The organism is Bosea sp. 685 (assembly GCF_031884435.1).
In the GTDB taxonomy this organism is placed as follows: Bacteria; Pseudomonadota; Alphaproteobacteria; order Rhizobiales; family Beijerinckiaceae; genus Allobosea.
In genome coordinates this window covers 4022151-4037105 of the sequence record NZ_CP134779.1, presented here as the reverse complement: position 1 = coordinate 4037105, position 14955 = coordinate 4022151, and the positions used below count along the sequence as shown (strand labels likewise).

Genomic DNA, 14955 nt, shown 5'->3' with positions numbered 1-14955 from the left:
ATCCCACGGACCGAGGCGCGCTATGAATCGACAGCTGCGCCTCCATCCCCGGCAGGTCGAAGCCTTTCGCGGCATCATGCTGACCGGCAGCATCACGCTGGCGGCGCAGATGATGAATGTGACCCAGCCGGCGGTCAGCCGGTTGATCCGGGATTTCGAAATCGCCGTCGATCTCAGGCTGTTCGACCGGGATGGCCGCAGGCTCGTCGCGCGCGCCGAAGCCATCCGGCTCTATCGCGAGGTCGAGCGCTTCTATCTCGGCCTCGACCATATCGGCGCCATCGCCGACGACATCCGCGGCTCCCGGGGGCTGCGCCTGCGCATCGCCGCGATGCCGGCTTTGGCCGCCTCCTGCCTGCCGGAGATCCTGTCGCGGCTGATGGGCGCGCAGCCGGACGTCTCGGTGGTCTTCGACGTGGAGAGCACCGACCATATCTGCGATATGATCACCAACCATCATTATGATCTCGGCTTCGTCTTCGGCTCCCCGCGCCATGCCGGCCTGCCGGCGCAGCCGCTCGCCACCACCCATGCCGTCGTCGCGATGCGCCGTGATCACCCGCTCGCCGCGCTGTCCGGCATCACGCCGCGCGACCTCGTCGCCTATCGCCTGCTGCTGCCGGGCCGCAAGACCCCGGTGCGTCAGAGCTTCGACACCATCCTGGCCCAGGCCGGCCTGTCTCCCGCCACCCTGATGGAGACCTCGATGGCCAATTGCTGCGGCTTTGCCGCGCGCGGCGACGGCATCGCGATCTCCGATCCGGTGACCGTCGCGGAGCGGGGCGAGCTGGTGAGCCGCCCCCTCACGCCGGAAATCGAAATCTCCTACGTCGCCATCCGCCCGCCGCAGGCCCGCGCCTGCTGCTGGCCGACGAGATCATTGACAAGGCGAAAGCCTGGCTTGGGATGAGGTTGTCGGGGCCATTGTCAGGTTGAGGCAGGGCGGGGGCGACGACCCTTGCGACCAGACTAGAGCCCGGGCGGCGCGGGACGGCAGCGCCGGGGCCGATGCAGGAGGCGCTGCGCCGGCATGGCCGGTGGGGCTAGAAGGACGACGCAAGCGCCATCATCGCCGGCCCATTTCAGGTCTCGTTGGCATAGATTGCGGCAATGGGCCGGGAACGGCGGCGTCTGGCACTTTGCTGCCTCGGGCAACGTCGGGTTTCCGGTGGGCTGACAGGCCGGCCGATGAGCATTTCTCACCCGCGCCCTTCTCTCCCCTGGAAGTGGCTTGTGCCGCTGCGGGCCTTTCTGCCTAGGAAGACTTGGTCCGAGCAGGACGCCCAGCTTTTCGGATCAAATCTGCTATGTGCCTGGTGAGCCCAACCTGCCCCCTAGGATCAGTCCATTCCCGGTGGCAGCTGCTGCAAGAAGTCCCTCAGTGCAACAAGACCGAGTTCAATTTTGAATGGCTCCCATTGAGCGGCCTCACCGAGACAAAGAACGTCTTCGGCACTGACGGTCGCGCCGAGATGCAGCTGAACGACAAGCCGGCTCAGCTCCAGCTTGTTGCGAGGTCGTCGATAAAGCGGGTGGCCATTGTTTTCGCTTCGCTCGCAAAGTCCGAGATGAGCTGGGGGTTTCTGGCATCGCGCCCGAAGCAGACCAGAAAATCCAGGGGCATGATCGGTTCGAACGGGCGCACGACCACTTGCTTTTCCACCCCTGCGATGAAGAGGGGATGGACGAGCGAGACGCCGAGCCCGGCCGCGACGAATTGGCAAAGCGTGGCATTTGAATCCGCCGTCAGGACGATATTGGATCTGACATTGTACTTCTCGAGCATCGTCGAGACTTTTTGCCCCGTATAGGTTTCGACGTTGAAGGCGACGAACGGCACACCGTTCAGGTCGTCGGGGCGGACGACCTTGCGTTCGGCGAGCGGATGCCCGACCGGCATGATGCATAGCAATGGGTGCTCGAACAGCGGTTCGGTGACGATGAAGGGGTTCTCGACGCGGGCGGTGACGATCCCGATGTCGAGAACACGCGTCAGGACATATTCGGGGATCCATTGCGAGCTGGGCGATTTGATCCAGCAATAGACATTCGGGTTGCGCTTGAGGAAATTCATCGTGGTGCGCTGGATATAGGCGCCGCTGAGTGCGGGGATCACGCCCACGACCAGGCGCCCCTGATCTTCGCGCTTGATCAATCCAATCGCACTTTCGACCTGGCGGACCCCGACGAAAATCCGGGCGACCTCCTCATGCAGCCGCAAGCCCTGCGCGGTGGGCACCAGCCGGCCCTTGTAGCGATCGAAGAGCTTGAGGCCGTTGTCCTTCTCCAATTGCATCAGGAGCTTACTCGCGGCCGGCTGCGAGATGTAAAGCGCCTCGGCCGCGCGGCTGACCGTGCCATGCTCGATCAGCGCCTTGAAGATTTCGATCTGTCTGAGGTTGAGTGCACGAGGCATGCTATAACTCTGGGAATAGAGTGCGGTATAATTTCTATTGGACATAATAGTATCCCGCTTCCTACCGTCGTCAACACGGAGGGAACATCATGCGTGGCTCAAGGCCGACGAGGCATTTCGAGGTAGCAAGGCGGGCTCTGGCAGGCAGGCCTGCGGCGGATTCTCGCGCCGACTCATGGCTCTTGGCCAACTGCCGTTAAGGGCCTCGCCCCGAAACACCCCGAAGGCACTTTCATGTTCAGGAAGTTGGATCAGGACACAGGCGGTTCGCTGACGGTATATGTCGATGGGCACCCCGTCGCCGCGGTCGCGGATGAACGCGTTGCAGCCGTGCTCCTCCGGCAGGCGCCGCTCTGGTCGCGGACGACGCCGGTTTCGGGAGCGCGGCGTGCCTCCTACTGCATGATGGGCGTGTGCTTCGACTGCCTCGCGCCGGTTCGCGAGGGCATGCGGATCGAGCGCCAGCAAGGCCGGCCGGATGTGACGCCATGAACCGGCATTTCGATCTGCTCAATGTTGGAGCCGGCCCGGTTGGAATGTCGGCGGCCATCGTGGCCAAGCGGCATGGTCCGGATGTGCTCGTCGTCGAAGAACAGCCATCGCCCCGCGGGCAGATCTGGCGGAATATCGAGACAGTCGCCGGGACTCCGCGGGCCGGCCTTCTCGGCAATGCCTATGCCGAAGGCGCGGCTGTGGTCGGCCGGTTTCGCGCCAGCGATATCGACTACAAGCCCGTCACATTGGGTGAGCTCGCCGCGCTCGACATGATGGATTCCCTGTCATGAGCGGCAAGGCTTTCGACACGCTCGTGATTGGTGGGGGCCTTCACGGCTTGTCAGCCGCGTTGCATCTCGCCCGCGCCGGGCGTCGCGTCACCATCCTCGAAAGGTCGTGGGTCGGGCGCCACGCCTCGGGTGCGACGGCAGCCGGCGTCCGCACGCTCAACCGCGATCCCGCCGAGATCCCGATCGCTCTTGAAGCCATGGAGATGTGGCATGGTATCGTCGCGATCGTCGGAGATGGCTGCGGCTTCCATGCTCATGGCCAGCTCAACATTGCCGAGCACGTGCACCACTTGCCCAAGCTCGAAAGCCGTCTCGCCTGGATGCAGGAGGCCGGATACGCGCATGAGGAACTGATCGACCGCACCGAGCTGCTGAAGCTCGTGCCGGCGATCTCGCCGCACTGCGTGGGGGCCTTGATCGCCCGGCGCGACGGCGCGGCGGATCCGCACCGGACCCTGCAGGCGTTCCGGCGCAGCGCGGAGGCTGCAGGCGTGACGATCCTTGAGGGCATCGGCGTCGATGCGATCGAACAGGCCGGGAGCGATTGGCGCGTGCAGACCGCGGCCGGGGATTTCGTCGCGCCGACCGTGATCAATGCCGCCGGCGCCTGGGCGGGCAAGATCGCCGCGATGCTGGGCGACGACATCCCGCTGGGACTCAAGGCCTCGATGATGATCGTCACGGAGCGCATCGCGCCACTGCTCAAGCCCGTCGTCAGCGTGGTCGACCGGCCGCTCTCGTTCAAGCAATCCGACCAGGGAACGCTTGTTATCGGCGGAGGCCTGCAGGGCCACGCCGATATCGAAGCCCAGAAGAGCTTCGTAGACTTCCAGGAACTGGCCAAGGGCGCGCGTGCCGCGACCGATCTGTTCCCCTCGATCAGCGCGCTACGCATCGTCAGGACATGGACCGGCATGGAGGCCGCGACGAAGGATCACCTGCCCGTCATCTGCCCCTCGCCGAACGCGAAGGGTGCGTTTCACGCCTTCGGCTTCTCGGGGCACGGATTCCAGCTTGTTCCAGTCGTGGGCGCGATCATGGCCGATCTCGTCATCCAAGGCAGCACGCAACGATCAATCGAAGGCTTCGGCGCCACGCGGCTGATGTCGCAGCGCGCGGCGGCGTGATGCCGGCGAACCATAGGGAGTGAAGGCGACATGTATCGGATAGGCGTGGACGTAGGCGGGACATTCACCGACTTCGTGATGGTCAACACTGAGGGCGGCCCGACCGCCTTCCACAAGGTGCCGTCGACGCCGGACGATCCGTCGCGGGCGATCTCGTCGGGCATCGTCGAGATGCTCGAACTCAACGCGGTCTCGCCCGAGGATGTCGGCTATGTCGGCCATGGCACGACCGTCGCCACCAACATGGTGATCGAGCGGCGCGGTGTCCCGACCGGCCTCCTGACCACCAAGGGCTTTCGCGACGTCCTGGCGATCGGGCGCCAGACCCGGCCCTCGCTGTTCGACTGGTCGGTGCGCAAGCCCGGGGAACTGGTCGAGCGGCATCGCAGGGTCGAGGTCGACGAGCGCCTCGACAAATCGGGGACTGTGCTGGCGATCCCGGATCTCGACGCGGTCGAGAAGTTGGTCGTCCAGCTGCGCGACAGCGGTGTCAAGGCTGTGGCGATCGGCTTCCTGCACTCCTATCGGAACCCCGAGCATGAGCGGGCGGTGCGCGATCTGATCCGGCGGGTCGCACCCGAGCTCTATGTCAGCGTCTCCTCCGAGGTCGTCGCCGAGTTCCGCGAATACGAACGCTTTTCGACGACCGTGCTCAACGCCTATGTCGGGCCTCATACCCAGAAGTATCTGCGCCGCCTGCGCGAGAAGATCGCAGCCTGCGGGATTCGCGTCGAGCCGCTGACCTTCCATTCTAATGGCGGCCTGCTGCCGGTGCAGACCGTCGAGGAACTGCCGGTGCTGACCTGTCTCTCGGGGCCGGCGGCCGGGGTAATAGGGTCGGCCCGGATCGGGGCGGAGATTGGTGAGACCGAGATCATCACCTTCGATGTCGGCGGCACCAGTACCGACGTGTCGCTGATCACCGGCGGCCGGGCCCAGTTCACCTCGAGCCGGCTGGTGGCGGGGCATCCCGTGCGGATGCCGATGGTCGACATCCACGTCATCGGCGCCGGCGGCGGCAGCATCGCGCGGCTCGACGATGCCGGCGCGCTCAAGGTCGGCCCGACCAGTGCCGGCGCGATGCCCGGGCCGATCTCCTATCTGCGTGGCGGCACCGAGGTCACGCTGACCGACGCCAATATCGTGCTCGGCCGGCTGAACCCCGTGGCCCTGCTCGAAGGGCGGATGAAGGTCGATCGCGGCCTGGCTTATGCGGCGATCCGCAGCCAGATCGCCGATCCACTCGGCATCTCGGTCGAGGACGCCGCGCATGGCGTGATCAGCATCGCCACGGCCAATATGAGCCGGGCGATCCGCTCGGTCTCGATCGAGCACGGGCACGATCTCGCCGCCTTCACGCTCTTCGCCTTCGGCGGTGCCGGCCCCCTGCATGCCGCCGACGTCGCGGAGGAATGCGGTCTCAACAAGATTGTCGTCCCGCAGGAACCTGGCACGCTCTGCGCGCGCGGTGTCCTGCTGTCAGATCTCAGCCGCGACTACGTCCGCACGGCGCTCATCCATGTGAATGGCGAGAGCTGGGCGGAGCTCGTCGCGCTCGGCGCCGAACTATCCACGGCCGGCCATGCCTGGCTCGAAACGGAAGCGATTCCCGATGCCGCCAAGGAACTGCTTTTCACTCTGGACGCGCGCTATCGCGGCCAGAGCCACTACATCCCGGTGCCTCTCGACGCGTTGGGCGACGGCATGCTCGCCGCATTCGCAAGCAAGTTCCATCGCGCTCATGCCGACCAGTTCGGATACAGCCTGGAGGGGCGCGACATCGAGGTCGTCAACGTCCGGCTCAAGGCAGTCTGCCACGTCAGGAAGGGTGAGACCGTCGTGCCCGCGCAGGGCATCTCGCTCGGCGCGGCCCGGCTCGACACGCGCCAAGTCTATCTCGGCCCAGAGCGCGGCTGGATCCACACCCCGATCTACCGGCGCGCACTCCTGCCGGCCGGCGTGCTGTTCGAAGGGCCGGCGATCGTCGAGGAGATGAGCGGCACGACCGTCATTCTCCCGCGCCAGACGGCCGAGCTCGACGGCTTCGGCAATATCCATATCACGCTGCAGCGTTGAGGGCCTGACCATGACGATGTCCAACAGAGCTGCCGGGTCGATCGCCGGTTTCGATGCGATCGCGATGGAGGTCTTCGCCAACCGCCTACTCTCGATCACCGAGACCATGGCGATCAACATGATGCGCTCGTCCTTTTCGGCGCAGATCAAGGAACGCCGCGACTTCTCCGTCGGGCTGTTCGACGGCAAGGGCCGGCTGGTGGCGCAGGGAACGCATATCCCCATCCATCTCGGCTCGCTGATGGGCGTTGTTGAGGGACTTCTGGCGCGCTATCCACGCGCCGAGATCCGCCCCGGTGACGCCTTCATCTCCAACGACCCCTATGCCGCCGGCGGCACCCATCTGCCCGACATCTCGGTCGCGACGCCGGTGTTCCAGGGCGAGGACCTGATCGCTTTCGCCGTCAACATCGGCCACCACACCGATGTCGGCGGCGCAGTGCCGGGCTCGACCTCGCCGACAGCGCGTTCGATCTTCGAGGAGGGCCTGCGCATCCCGGTGATGCGGGTCTGCCGCGAAGGCGCGGTCGACGAGGACCTGCTCAATCTGATCGCCTTGAATTCGCGCCTGCCGGAGGAGCGCCTGCTCGACCTTCGAGTCCAGATTGCCACCAATGCGCGGGGTTCGGATGCTGCCCTGGAACTGGTGCGCCGCATGGGCGTCGAGGGCTTCAAGGCGCGCATCCAGGACCTTCTCGACTACACCAAGCGGCGGCTCGACCTGCGCATCGCTGGGCTGGCAGAAGGCGCTTCCAGCCAGTTTACGGCCTGGCTCGACGATGACGGCCTGCCCGACGGCGAGATGGTGCCGCTTTGCGCCGCGGTCAGCGTCGAGGGAGGCAAGCTCGTGATCGATTTCACCGGCAGTGGGCCGGAGGCGCGCGGGGCGATCAACGTCGCCGAGAACGCACTCAGAGCCACGGCCTATTACTGCGTCAAGGCTCTGCTCGATCCGGAGCTCATGGCGAATTCCGGCATGATGGAGTCGATCGTGCTACGGGCGCCGGAAGGCACCATCGTCAATCCGCGCTCCCCCGCCCCGGTGGGCTCGCGCACCATCGCCTGCCAGCGCCTCGCCGGCGCGATCTTCGGCGCCTTCCAGCCGCTGGTGGATCCGGGCACGCGGATCGCTTCGGCCTACGACGTGCTGCCTTCGTTCGGCTTTTCCGGCCACCGCCCCGAGAATGGCAGCTTCTATATCTGCGGCGAGACGGTCGGCGGCGGCGGCGGGGCGCGCTGCGACGGCGACGGCATGGACGGGATCCATGTTCACGTCACCAACTCGCTCAACCTGCCGACAGAAGCGATGGAGAACGAATTCCCGCTCCATGTGGAGGAATACACGCTGGTCCGGGATTCCGCGGGCTGCGGCCGCTGGCGCGGCGGCATGGGCATCGCGCGCACCGTGCGGGCGCTGCATGACAGGACCAACCTCGAAGCGCGCTCGGACCGGCACAAAGCCGGTGCGCCCGGCGCGGAGGGCGGCGGGCCCGGTGGTGTGGGCCGCGTCACCCGCAACCCCGGAACCGGGCGCGAGCAAGCACTGCCCTCGAAGATCGCCCAACTGCTGATCGATGCCGGCGAGACCGTCCGCATCGCAACGCCCGGCGGTGGCGGATTCGGGCATCCGGCCGAGCGGCCGGTCGCGCTCATCGCAACCGACCTGCTCAACGAGATCATGACCGAAGAGCACGCCCGTGCCGGATATGGCGACGTGCTAGTCGATCAGGCGCTGACGCTTCTCCGCGAGGGGCGCAGAAAGTCGGCCGCCTAGCCGATGCTGCCATGAGCTCCGCCGCTGTCTGAAGGTTCGGCGGGCAGCGCAGGCATCCATCGTCAAGCTCAACGCGAGGCACGAGCGCTTCGGCGCTCGCAGCCAACAGCTCCGGCTTGTCGGCAAGACCCATAACTTCAGGAATACCAGCTTAGGAATTTCGACTTGGACTTATAGGTTGAAGATGGAGACTTTGGTTCAGGGCGCGATGGAGGAGCCCCGCCGCGGTTCCGCTGATCCAGTCGGCCCGCGGCCTCGGAAAGGGAGCTTCGTAGGCCGGCCAAAGAGCTCATCGATGTCTGCCGAAGCCGAACATGGCTCATCTGCAATGGAATGGTGGTCCCGCGGCGCGGTGGGCATGCAATTCCAACGAAAAACAAAAAGGAGAGGGATATGGCGAACAATCGCAACACGTCGGAAGGTCGGTACTTCTCGAAGGGCCGCCGTCAGTTCCTGCAAGGCAGCGCCGCAATCGGCGCCGGCCTGCTCGTTCCCGCGGCATTGTCGAAGGCCGCGACGGCAGCGGCTCCCGGTACGATCACCTATGCCTTGTCGGCCTATCCGCCGAACCTGCGCCCCTTCGACTGGTCGGGCCAGGCCGCGGTGACGGTCAAGGCCCTGCTGTTCCGGGGGCTTCTCTGCTTCGACGAGAAGGGCGTCGTACAGCCTGAGCTCGCCGAGTCCTGGGAGCAGCCCGATCCCCGAACCTATCGCTTCAAGCTCCGCCCGAACGCGACCTTCCAGAATGGCGAGCCGGTGATGGCGGAAGACGTCAAGGCCTCGTTCGACGCCATCCGTGGCGAGAAGTCCACGGCCTATGTCCGCCAGGCCTTCCAAGCGGTGGAGACGATCGCGGTCGAGGACCCGAAGACCGTCCGGATCGTGCTGAAGCAGCCGACGCCCTCCTTCATTCTGGCGCTGGCCGGCCAAATGGCTCCGATCGTCTTCGCCAGGAAGATGGACAATCCCGATGCGATGATCGGTGCGGGCCCCTACAGGCTGGAGAGTTCGGAAAAGGGTGTTTCGCTGACCTTCAAGGCCAGGACCGATTTCTACCGGCCCGGCCAGCCCGCGACGGAGACCGTCCGCTTCGTCGCCTATTCCGACGACAGCCTGCGCATCGCGGCCCTCAACGCCGGCGATGTCGACATCATCGAATATGTTCCGTGGCAAAGTATGAAGGGTCTCTCGCAGACCAAGGGTCTGACGCTCCAGAACTCGCTCGGCTCCTTCATGTATGTGGCCTTCAACCTGAAGGAAGGGCCGTTCGTCGATCCTAAGGTGCGGAGGGCAGTGGCTCACGCCGTCAAGCGCGAGGACATCGTCAAGGCGGCCTTCTTCGGAGCCGGCAAGGTCCTGGACGGTGTGCCGCTGCCGGCTGGGTCTCCCTATGCCGTCGCCGAGCTCGAGCATCTCTGGCCCTACGATCCCGATCGCGCCAGGAGCCTGCTGAAGGAGGCCGGCGCCCAGAACGTGCAGGCGACGCTGCTGGCGACCAGCACCTACGGTTTCCACAAGGACATCGCCGAGATCATGCAACAGCATCTGGCCGCCATCGGCGTGCAGGTGAAGCTCAGCCTGCCGGAATGGGGTGTCCGGGTCAGCCAGGGCAATGAAGGGCGCTATCATTTCGCCATCAACGGCGGCGGACCGGATCTCGGCGATCCCGACGACCTGACCGCCTTCTTCGGCTCGGGCTCCGATTCCTATCGCCGCTCCTTCGGCCTGTCGGACCCGAAGCTCGACGACCTGCTGAACAAGGGCCGCCACGAAAGCGATACTGGCGCGCGCGTGAAGATCTATGCCGATCTGCAGCGGGCGGTCGCCGACAGCGTTCCCGTCACCTTCCTCAATTTCCGCGCGCAAGGCTGGGGCGTGCGCGACCGGATCAAGGGCTTCAAGGTCCTGTCGGACCAGATGAACAATCAGGTCGGTATGGCCTTCGACACCGCTTCCGCCAGCTGAGCGGGCAGAGAGGTCACAGAGCCGTATCATGCTCGCTTACATTGTGAAAAGGTGCGCGGTGGCCGCCGTGATGATCTTCATGGTCGCCACCGCCGTGTTCATGATCCTGCATGTCGTGCCGGGTGATCCGGTCGAGGTCATGCTCTCGGCCGACAGCGGCAAGCCCGATCCCGCCGTCGCAGCCGAGCTGCGCTTGCGCCTCGGCCTCGACCGCCCGCTCGCGGAGCAATATGCGAGCTATCTCGCGCGCCTGGCGCGCGGCGATCTCGGCAGGAGCTTCCTCGACAACGAGCCGGTCCTGCGCAACATCGCGCAGCGCCTGCCGCGCACGCTCGAACTGATCGCGGCGGCGACAGCCTTGTCCCTGCTCGTGGGAATTCCGCTCGGCGTCCTCGCCGCGCGGAACCGGGGGCGCGGGATCGATCGGGTGCTGGGCACAGCGACAAGCCTCGCCCTGTCCGTTCCGACCTTCGTGCTCGGCACCCTGTTCATCCTGGTCTTCGCACTGTTGCTGCGCATCGCGCCGGCCGGCGGATATGTGCCGTTCAGCCAGTCCCCGACAACGCATCTCACGCTGCTGCTAATGCCGGCGACGGCCGTGGCCGTGGGATTGTCCGCGATCATCATCCGCATGACGCGCTCTACCGTGCTCGACGTGCTCCAGCAGGACTGGGTGCGCACGGCGCGCGCGAAAGGCCTGCGCGAGCCGCGCGTCCTGCGCCGGCACGTCGTGCGCAATGCGTTGGGGCCAGTCCTGACCGTCACCGGCCTGCAGATGGGCTCGATGCTCGGCGGCACCGTGCTCGTCGAGTTCATCTTCAACTGGCCGGGCATGAGCGGCTTCCTCGTCAGGGCCGTCGAGCATCGGGACTATCCGGAGGTCCAGGGGGTGGTGCTCGTCACCGCGACGCTGTTCATCCTGCTCAACCTCGTTGTCGACGTGCTCCATTCGGTTCTCGATCCGCAGGTGCGCGCGTCATGAACGGCCTGCTCACCCTGTGGCGGAATCCCAAGGCGCGCCATCTCGCGCCGTCGCTGATCGCGCTGTCCATGTTGATCCTGATCACCATCCTGGCGCCGGTGATCGCTCCCTACGATCCACTGACACTGGATATCGGCGGGCGGCTGGCACAGCCCTCGGCCGAGCATTGGCTGGGGCAGGACGAGTTCGGCCGCGACGTGCTGAGCCGGCTGCTCTACGGCGCGCAGGTGTCGCTCAGCGTTGCCCTCGCGACCGGCATGGTAGCGGCCTTGGTCGGCATCAGTGCCGGCATGGTCGGCGGCTATTTCGGCGGCATCGCCGAGGTGCTGACCGTTCGCACGGCGGAGTTCATGCTGTCCTTCCCGCCGATCCTGCTGGCCCTGCTCGTCATCGCCCTGACCGGCCCGGGCACGGCGACGCTGATCGTCACGCTCTCTGTCTTCTACGCGCCGGAATTTGCCCGGATCGCCTATGGCGAGGTCCGCGCGGTCAAGCAGAAGGAATATGTCGAAGCGATGCGCGCCCTGGGGGCGGGCCCTTCCCGTATCCTGCGGCGGACGATCCTGCCCAACATCGCGGCGCCACTGTTCGTGCAGTTTTCGCTGGTCGTCGCCTCCGCGATCGTCGTCGAATCCGGCTTGAGCTTCCTCGGGCTCGGCATCGTGCCGCCGACGCCGTCCTGGGGCCTGATGATCCGCGGCGCGCGCGCCTATCTGGAGATCAATCCGTTCGGCCTCGTCTGGCCCTGCGCTGCGCTGGTGACGACGATCTTCATCGTCAACTCGCTCTGCGACGCGGTGCGCGACGTGCTCGATCCCCGCACAACCAAGCTGCGAGGCTTGCCCGAGGACGAGGCGCTCGATGGCAACACCCAGGATCGGACCGGCGTGAATTTGGTCGATGGCTTCCAGCTTTCGGTGACCGGGCTTCGCACCGAGTTCGCGACGTCGAACGGCGCCGTGGCCGCGGTGAAGGACATCTCGTTCAACCTGCAGCGCGGCGAGACCCTGGCGGTGGTAGGCGAGTCCGGTTCCGGCAAATCGGTCACGAGCCTGTCGATTATGGGGCTGCTGCCGAAAGGTGTCGCGCGTGTGACCGACGGGCGGATCGAATTCGCCTCGAAATCGGGCAAGATATACGATCTGGCATGTCTTTCCGAGGAGACGGCACGCTCCCTGCGCGGCAACGACATCGCCATGATCTTCCAGGAGCCGATGACCAGCCTCAATCCGGTCTACCGGATAGGCGACCAGATCGCCGAGGCGATCCAGGCGCATCGGGATTGCTCGCGGGCCGAGGCGCGCAAGCTCGCGCTGGAGATGCTCCGGAAAGTCCGCATTTCCGATCCGGAGCGCCGCCTTGATCAATATCCCTTCGAGCTCTCAGGCGGCATGCGCCAGCGCGTGATGATCGCGCTCGCCCTGTCCTGCAAGCCGAAGCTTCTTATCGCCGACGAACCGACCACGGCGCTCGACGTCACGATCCAGGCGCAGATTCTCGAGCTCATCAAGGAGCTTCAGAAGGAAGAGGGCATGTCGATTCTCTTCGTCACCCACGACATGGGCGTGGTCGCCGAGATCGCCGACCGGACCGTGGTCATGTATAATGGCGAGGCGGTCGAAACCGGTACCACCGCCGAGATCTTCCAGCAGCCGCAGCATCCCTACACCAAGGCGCTTCTCGCAGCGGTGCCGAAGCTCGGCTCCATGAATGGTCGCGAGCGGCCCATGCGCTTCCCCATCGTGGATCGCAGCACCGGCGCGTCGGACATTCCGACCGAGGTGCCGGACACCGTCAGGGATCGCGAGCGACCGGTCCTCGAGGTCAGCGGTCTGACGACGCGCTTCGTGATCCGCTCCGCCCTTCGCGGCCGGATCACGGGGCGGGTACACGCGGTCGAGAACGTCTCCTTCAGCCTGCGCGCGGGCGAGACGTTGGCGTTGGTCGGGGAATCCGGCTGCGGCAAGTCGACCACCGGGCGCTCCCTGCTGCGGCTGATCGAGCCGGAAGCCGGCTCGATCCTGCTCGACGGCGTGGACATGCTAAAGCTGGGCGCGGACAAACTGCGCGAGCAGCGCCGACGCATCCAGATGATCTTCCAGGATCCGTTCGGCAGCCTCAATCCGCGCGAGACGGTCGGCACGGCAATCGCCGAGCCGCTCGTCATCCACGGTCTCGCCACGCCGGCCAAAGCCCGAGACAAGGTCGCGGATCTCCTGGAGCGGGTCGGGCTGCAGGCCGACATGGCCCGCCGCTACCCTCACGAATTCTCGGGAGGCCAGCGCCAGCGCATATGCATCGCCCGTGCGCTGGCGCTCGAACCGCGCCTGATCGTCGCCGACGAGGCCGTCTCAGCACTGGACGTGTCGGTGAAGGCGCAGGTCGTCAATCTGATGCTCGATCTGCAGGCCCAGATGGGGCTGAGCTACGTGTTCATCTCCCATGACATGGCGGTGGTGGAGCGCGTAAGCCACCGGGTCGCGGTGATGTATCTCGGCGAGATCGTCGAGATCGGCCCGCGCGAGGCGATCTTCGGCAATCCTCAGCATCCGTATACGAAACGGCTGCTCGCTGCGGTGCCGATCGCGGACCCGGCCCGCCGCCGTCAACCGCGGCTCGTGTCCAACGCCGAGATCAGAAGTCCGATCAGACCGGCCAATTTCGAGCCTCCGATCCGCCAGTACCGGGTAGTCTCGTCCGGGCACTCGGTCATGGTCTGGGGCGATGAGTGGGGTTGCGACACATGAACTATTCGGTTGCCGCTCCTCACTAAAGGGCACTCTCTGGCCTAAACCTCCGCTTCCGGGCAGGTAGCCAACGTCTTCTCATGGCGCGATTCACCCCGACGTCCGACTGGCGTCTATGGCGCATTCATGCGCAACGATGGCGGTTGGCCCTGTCCGAGCACGGATGGGGCGCGACGGCTCCAAGACTTCGCGGCTCTACCGTAGCGATTGACCGCAGCGCCGGGGGGCGATGCGGGCAGGCGCTGCGCCGGCATGGCCGGTGGGTCTGAAAGGACGACGCAAGCGCCATCATCGCCGGCTCATTTCAGGTCTCGTTGGCATAGATTGCGGCAATGGGCCGGGAGCGTCGGCTCTTGGCCCGTTGCCGACGCCACCAATGTCCGGAGTCGGGCAGTCCAGTTTGTCGGTTCGAAGGGCCGTCCTGCTTGTGCGTCGGCCGGCTCTACGGCTCCTGCCCCAGCGTCGGTTAAGTGAGTTACGTAAAATACATTGCACCTGGGCGCAGTGAACGCGCTTAGTGGAAAGCCGTAGATGCAGCCCGCATCTCGCGTCGTGGAGCGCATCAAGTTGAAATTTCGTCGCACTGCCGTAATTGCGCTCGCTTTGTCACTCCTTGGCTCCCCCGTGCTCGCAAAGAATTTTGCCGTCCCCGACAAGGATCCGGCCATCATTGTTTCGATCCCGAACGATTGGGCTACCAAAGAAGTTAAGTACGGATACGAGGGCTGGTCGCCCAACAAGGATGTCTATATTTCTGTTGAATTCGCGGCGATCAAGAATGTTAAGGCGATGATGGAAGCCAACCAGAAGTGGATGAAAGATACCGGTATTAAAGTAAATCAGCCAATCGAAGCTGAAACGAACCTGAACGGCATCACGGCGACGATTTACAAATTCGAGACGACCTACAAGGATGAGCCGACCACTGTAGATTTCATCATGTTGCCCGGTGGTAAGGACCGCGTTGTCCTGCTTACGCTCTGGGGCAACGATGAGGAACGCACGAAGCACGGCAAGGCGATCGATTCGATCCTCTCCAGCGTAAAAGCGATTAACTGACCTGGCAGCGAAAGCTTGAGTTGC

The 14955-nt window shown here is 65.1% G+C and carries 11 protein-coding genes and 1 pseudogene; 11 read left to right on the top strand and 1 reads right to left on the bottom strand.

All coding sequences use genetic code 11. The features are described from left to right. Nucleotides 1-22: 22 nt before the first annotated feature. Nucleotides 23-910, top strand: coding sequence for a LysR substrate-binding domain-containing protein (locus RMR04_RS20060; protein ID WP_311910111.1), 888 nt, complete (start codon nucleotides 23-25; stop codon nucleotides 908-910). Nucleotides 911-1495: 585 nt separating this feature from the next. Here the strand turns inward: RMR04_RS20060 and RMR04_RS20055 are convergent. Then, the gene (locus RMR04_RS20055) at nucleotides 1496-2416 is read right to left on the bottom strand and encodes a LysR substrate-binding domain-containing protein (RefSeq protein WP_311910109.1); all 921 of its coding nucleotides are present in this window, start codon (nucleotides 2414-2416) and stop codon (nucleotides 1496-1498) included. A 234-nt stretch (nucleotides 2417-2650) separates the two neighbouring features. Here RMR04_RS20055 and RMR04_RS20050 point away from each other — a divergent pair, with 234 nt between their 5' ends. The 10 genes and pseudogenes from RMR04_RS20050 (at nucleotide 2651) to RMR04_RS20005 (ending at nucleotide 14931) form a co-directional block, all read left to right on the top strand. Then, the gene (locus tag RMR04_RS20050) at nucleotides 2651-2908 is read left to right on the top strand and encodes a 2Fe-2S iron-sulfur cluster-binding protein (protein WP_311910108.1); all 258 of its coding nucleotides are present in this window, start codon (nucleotides 2651-2653) and stop codon (nucleotides 2906-2908) included. Beyond that, on the top strand, nucleotides 2905-3201 hold the full coding sequence (locus RMR04_RS20045; protein WP_311910107.1) for an NAD(P)-binding protein: 297 nt from the start codon (nucleotides 2905-2907) through the stop codon (nucleotides 3199-3201). Before RMR04_RS20050 ends, RMR04_RS20045 begins: the two co-directional genes overlap by 4 nt. Beyond that, the gene (locus RMR04_RS20040) at nucleotides 3198-4328 is read left to right on the top strand and encodes an NAD(P)/FAD-dependent oxidoreductase (RefSeq protein WP_311910106.1); all 1131 of its coding nucleotides are present in this window, start codon (nucleotides 3198-3200) and stop codon (nucleotides 4326-4328) included. Before RMR04_RS20045 ends, RMR04_RS20040 begins: the two co-directional genes overlap by 4 nt. Before the next feature lie 30 nt (nucleotides 4329-4358). After that, nucleotides 4359-6404 (top strand): hydantoinase/oxoprolinase family protein, encoded by a 2046-nt coding sequence (locus RMR04_RS20035; protein WP_311910105.1) that lies wholly within the window; start codon nucleotides 4359-4361, stop codon nucleotides 6402-6404. Between the two features lie 10 nt (nucleotides 6405-6414). Beyond that, nucleotides 6415-8178, top strand: coding sequence for a hydantoinase B/oxoprolinase family protein (locus tag RMR04_RS20030; protein ID WP_311910104.1), 1764 nt, complete (start codon nucleotides 6415-6417; stop codon nucleotides 8176-8178). A 393-nt stretch (nucleotides 8179-8571) separates the two neighbouring features. Next, on the top strand, nucleotides 8572-10143 hold the full coding sequence (locus RMR04_RS20025) for an ABC transporter substrate-binding protein (RefSeq protein ID WP_311910103.1): 1572 nt from the start codon (nucleotides 8572-8574) through the stop codon (nucleotides 10141-10143). Nucleotides 10144-10171: 28 nt separating this feature from the next. Further along, the gene (locus RMR04_RS20020; RefSeq protein WP_311910102.1) at nucleotides 10172-11125 is read left to right on the top strand and encodes an ABC transporter permease; all 954 of its coding nucleotides are present in this window, start codon (nucleotides 10172-10174) and stop codon (nucleotides 11123-11125) included. Next, nucleotides 11122-11892, top strand: a pseudogene (locus RMR04_RS20015) (ABC transporter permease); the annotation flags it as partial. The gene RMR04_RS20020 and the pseudogene RMR04_RS20015, both read left to right, overlap by 4 nt. Before the next feature lie 120 nt (nucleotides 11893-12012). Next, on the top strand, nucleotides 12013-13872 hold the full coding sequence (locus RMR04_RS20010; RefSeq protein WP_410492278.1) for an ABC transporter ATP-binding protein: 1860 nt from the start codon (nucleotides 12013-12015) through the stop codon (nucleotides 13870-13872). A gap of 531 nt (nucleotides 13873-14403) precedes the next feature. Beyond that, nucleotides 14404-14931, top strand: coding sequence for a hypothetical protein (locus RMR04_RS20005; RefSeq protein ID WP_311910101.1), 528 nt, complete (start codon nucleotides 14404-14406; stop codon nucleotides 14929-14931). The last annotated feature ends 24 nt before the right edge of the window (nucleotides 14932-14955 follow it).

What these genes read in the sequence shown, in the direction of transcription:
- RMR04_RS20060 (WP_311910111.1), top strand. Translation starts at nt 23, where the DNA reads ATGAATCGACAGCTGCGCCTCCATCCCCGGCAGGTCGAAGCCTTTCGC.
- RMR04_RS20055 (WP_311910109.1), bottom strand. Translation starts at nt 2,416, where the DNA reads ATGCCTCGTGCACTCAACCTCAGACAGATCGAAATCTTCAAGGCGCTG.
- RMR04_RS20050 (WP_311910108.1), top strand. Translation starts at nt 2,651, where the DNA reads ATGTTCAGGAAGTTGGATCAGGACACAGGCGGTTCGCTGACGGTATAT.
- RMR04_RS20045 (WP_311910107.1), top strand. Translation starts at nt 2,905, where the DNA reads ATGAACCGGCATTTCGATCTGCTCAATGTTGGAGCCGGCCCGGTTGGA.
- RMR04_RS20040 (WP_311910106.1), top strand. Translation starts at nt 3,198, where the DNA reads ATGAGCGGCAAGGCTTTCGACACGCTCGTGATTGGTGGGGGCCTTCAC.
- RMR04_RS20035 (WP_311910105.1), top strand. Translation starts at nt 4,359, where the DNA reads ATGTATCGGATAGGCGTGGACGTAGGCGGGACATTCACCGACTTCGTG.
- RMR04_RS20030 (WP_311910104.1), top strand. Translation starts at nt 6,415, where the DNA reads ATGACGATGTCCAACAGAGCTGCCGGGTCGATCGCCGGTTTCGATGCG.
- RMR04_RS20025 (WP_311910103.1), top strand. Translation starts at nt 8,572, where the DNA reads ATGGCGAACAATCGCAACACGTCGGAAGGTCGGTACTTCTCGAAGGGC.
- RMR04_RS20020 (WP_311910102.1), top strand. Translation starts at nt 10,172, where the DNA reads ATGCTCGCTTACATTGTGAAAAGGTGCGCGGTGGCCGCCGTGATGATC.
- RMR04_RS20005 (WP_311910101.1), top strand. Translation starts at nt 14,404, where the DNA reads ATGCAGCCCGCATCTCGCGTCGTGGAGCGCATCAAGTTGAAATTTCGT.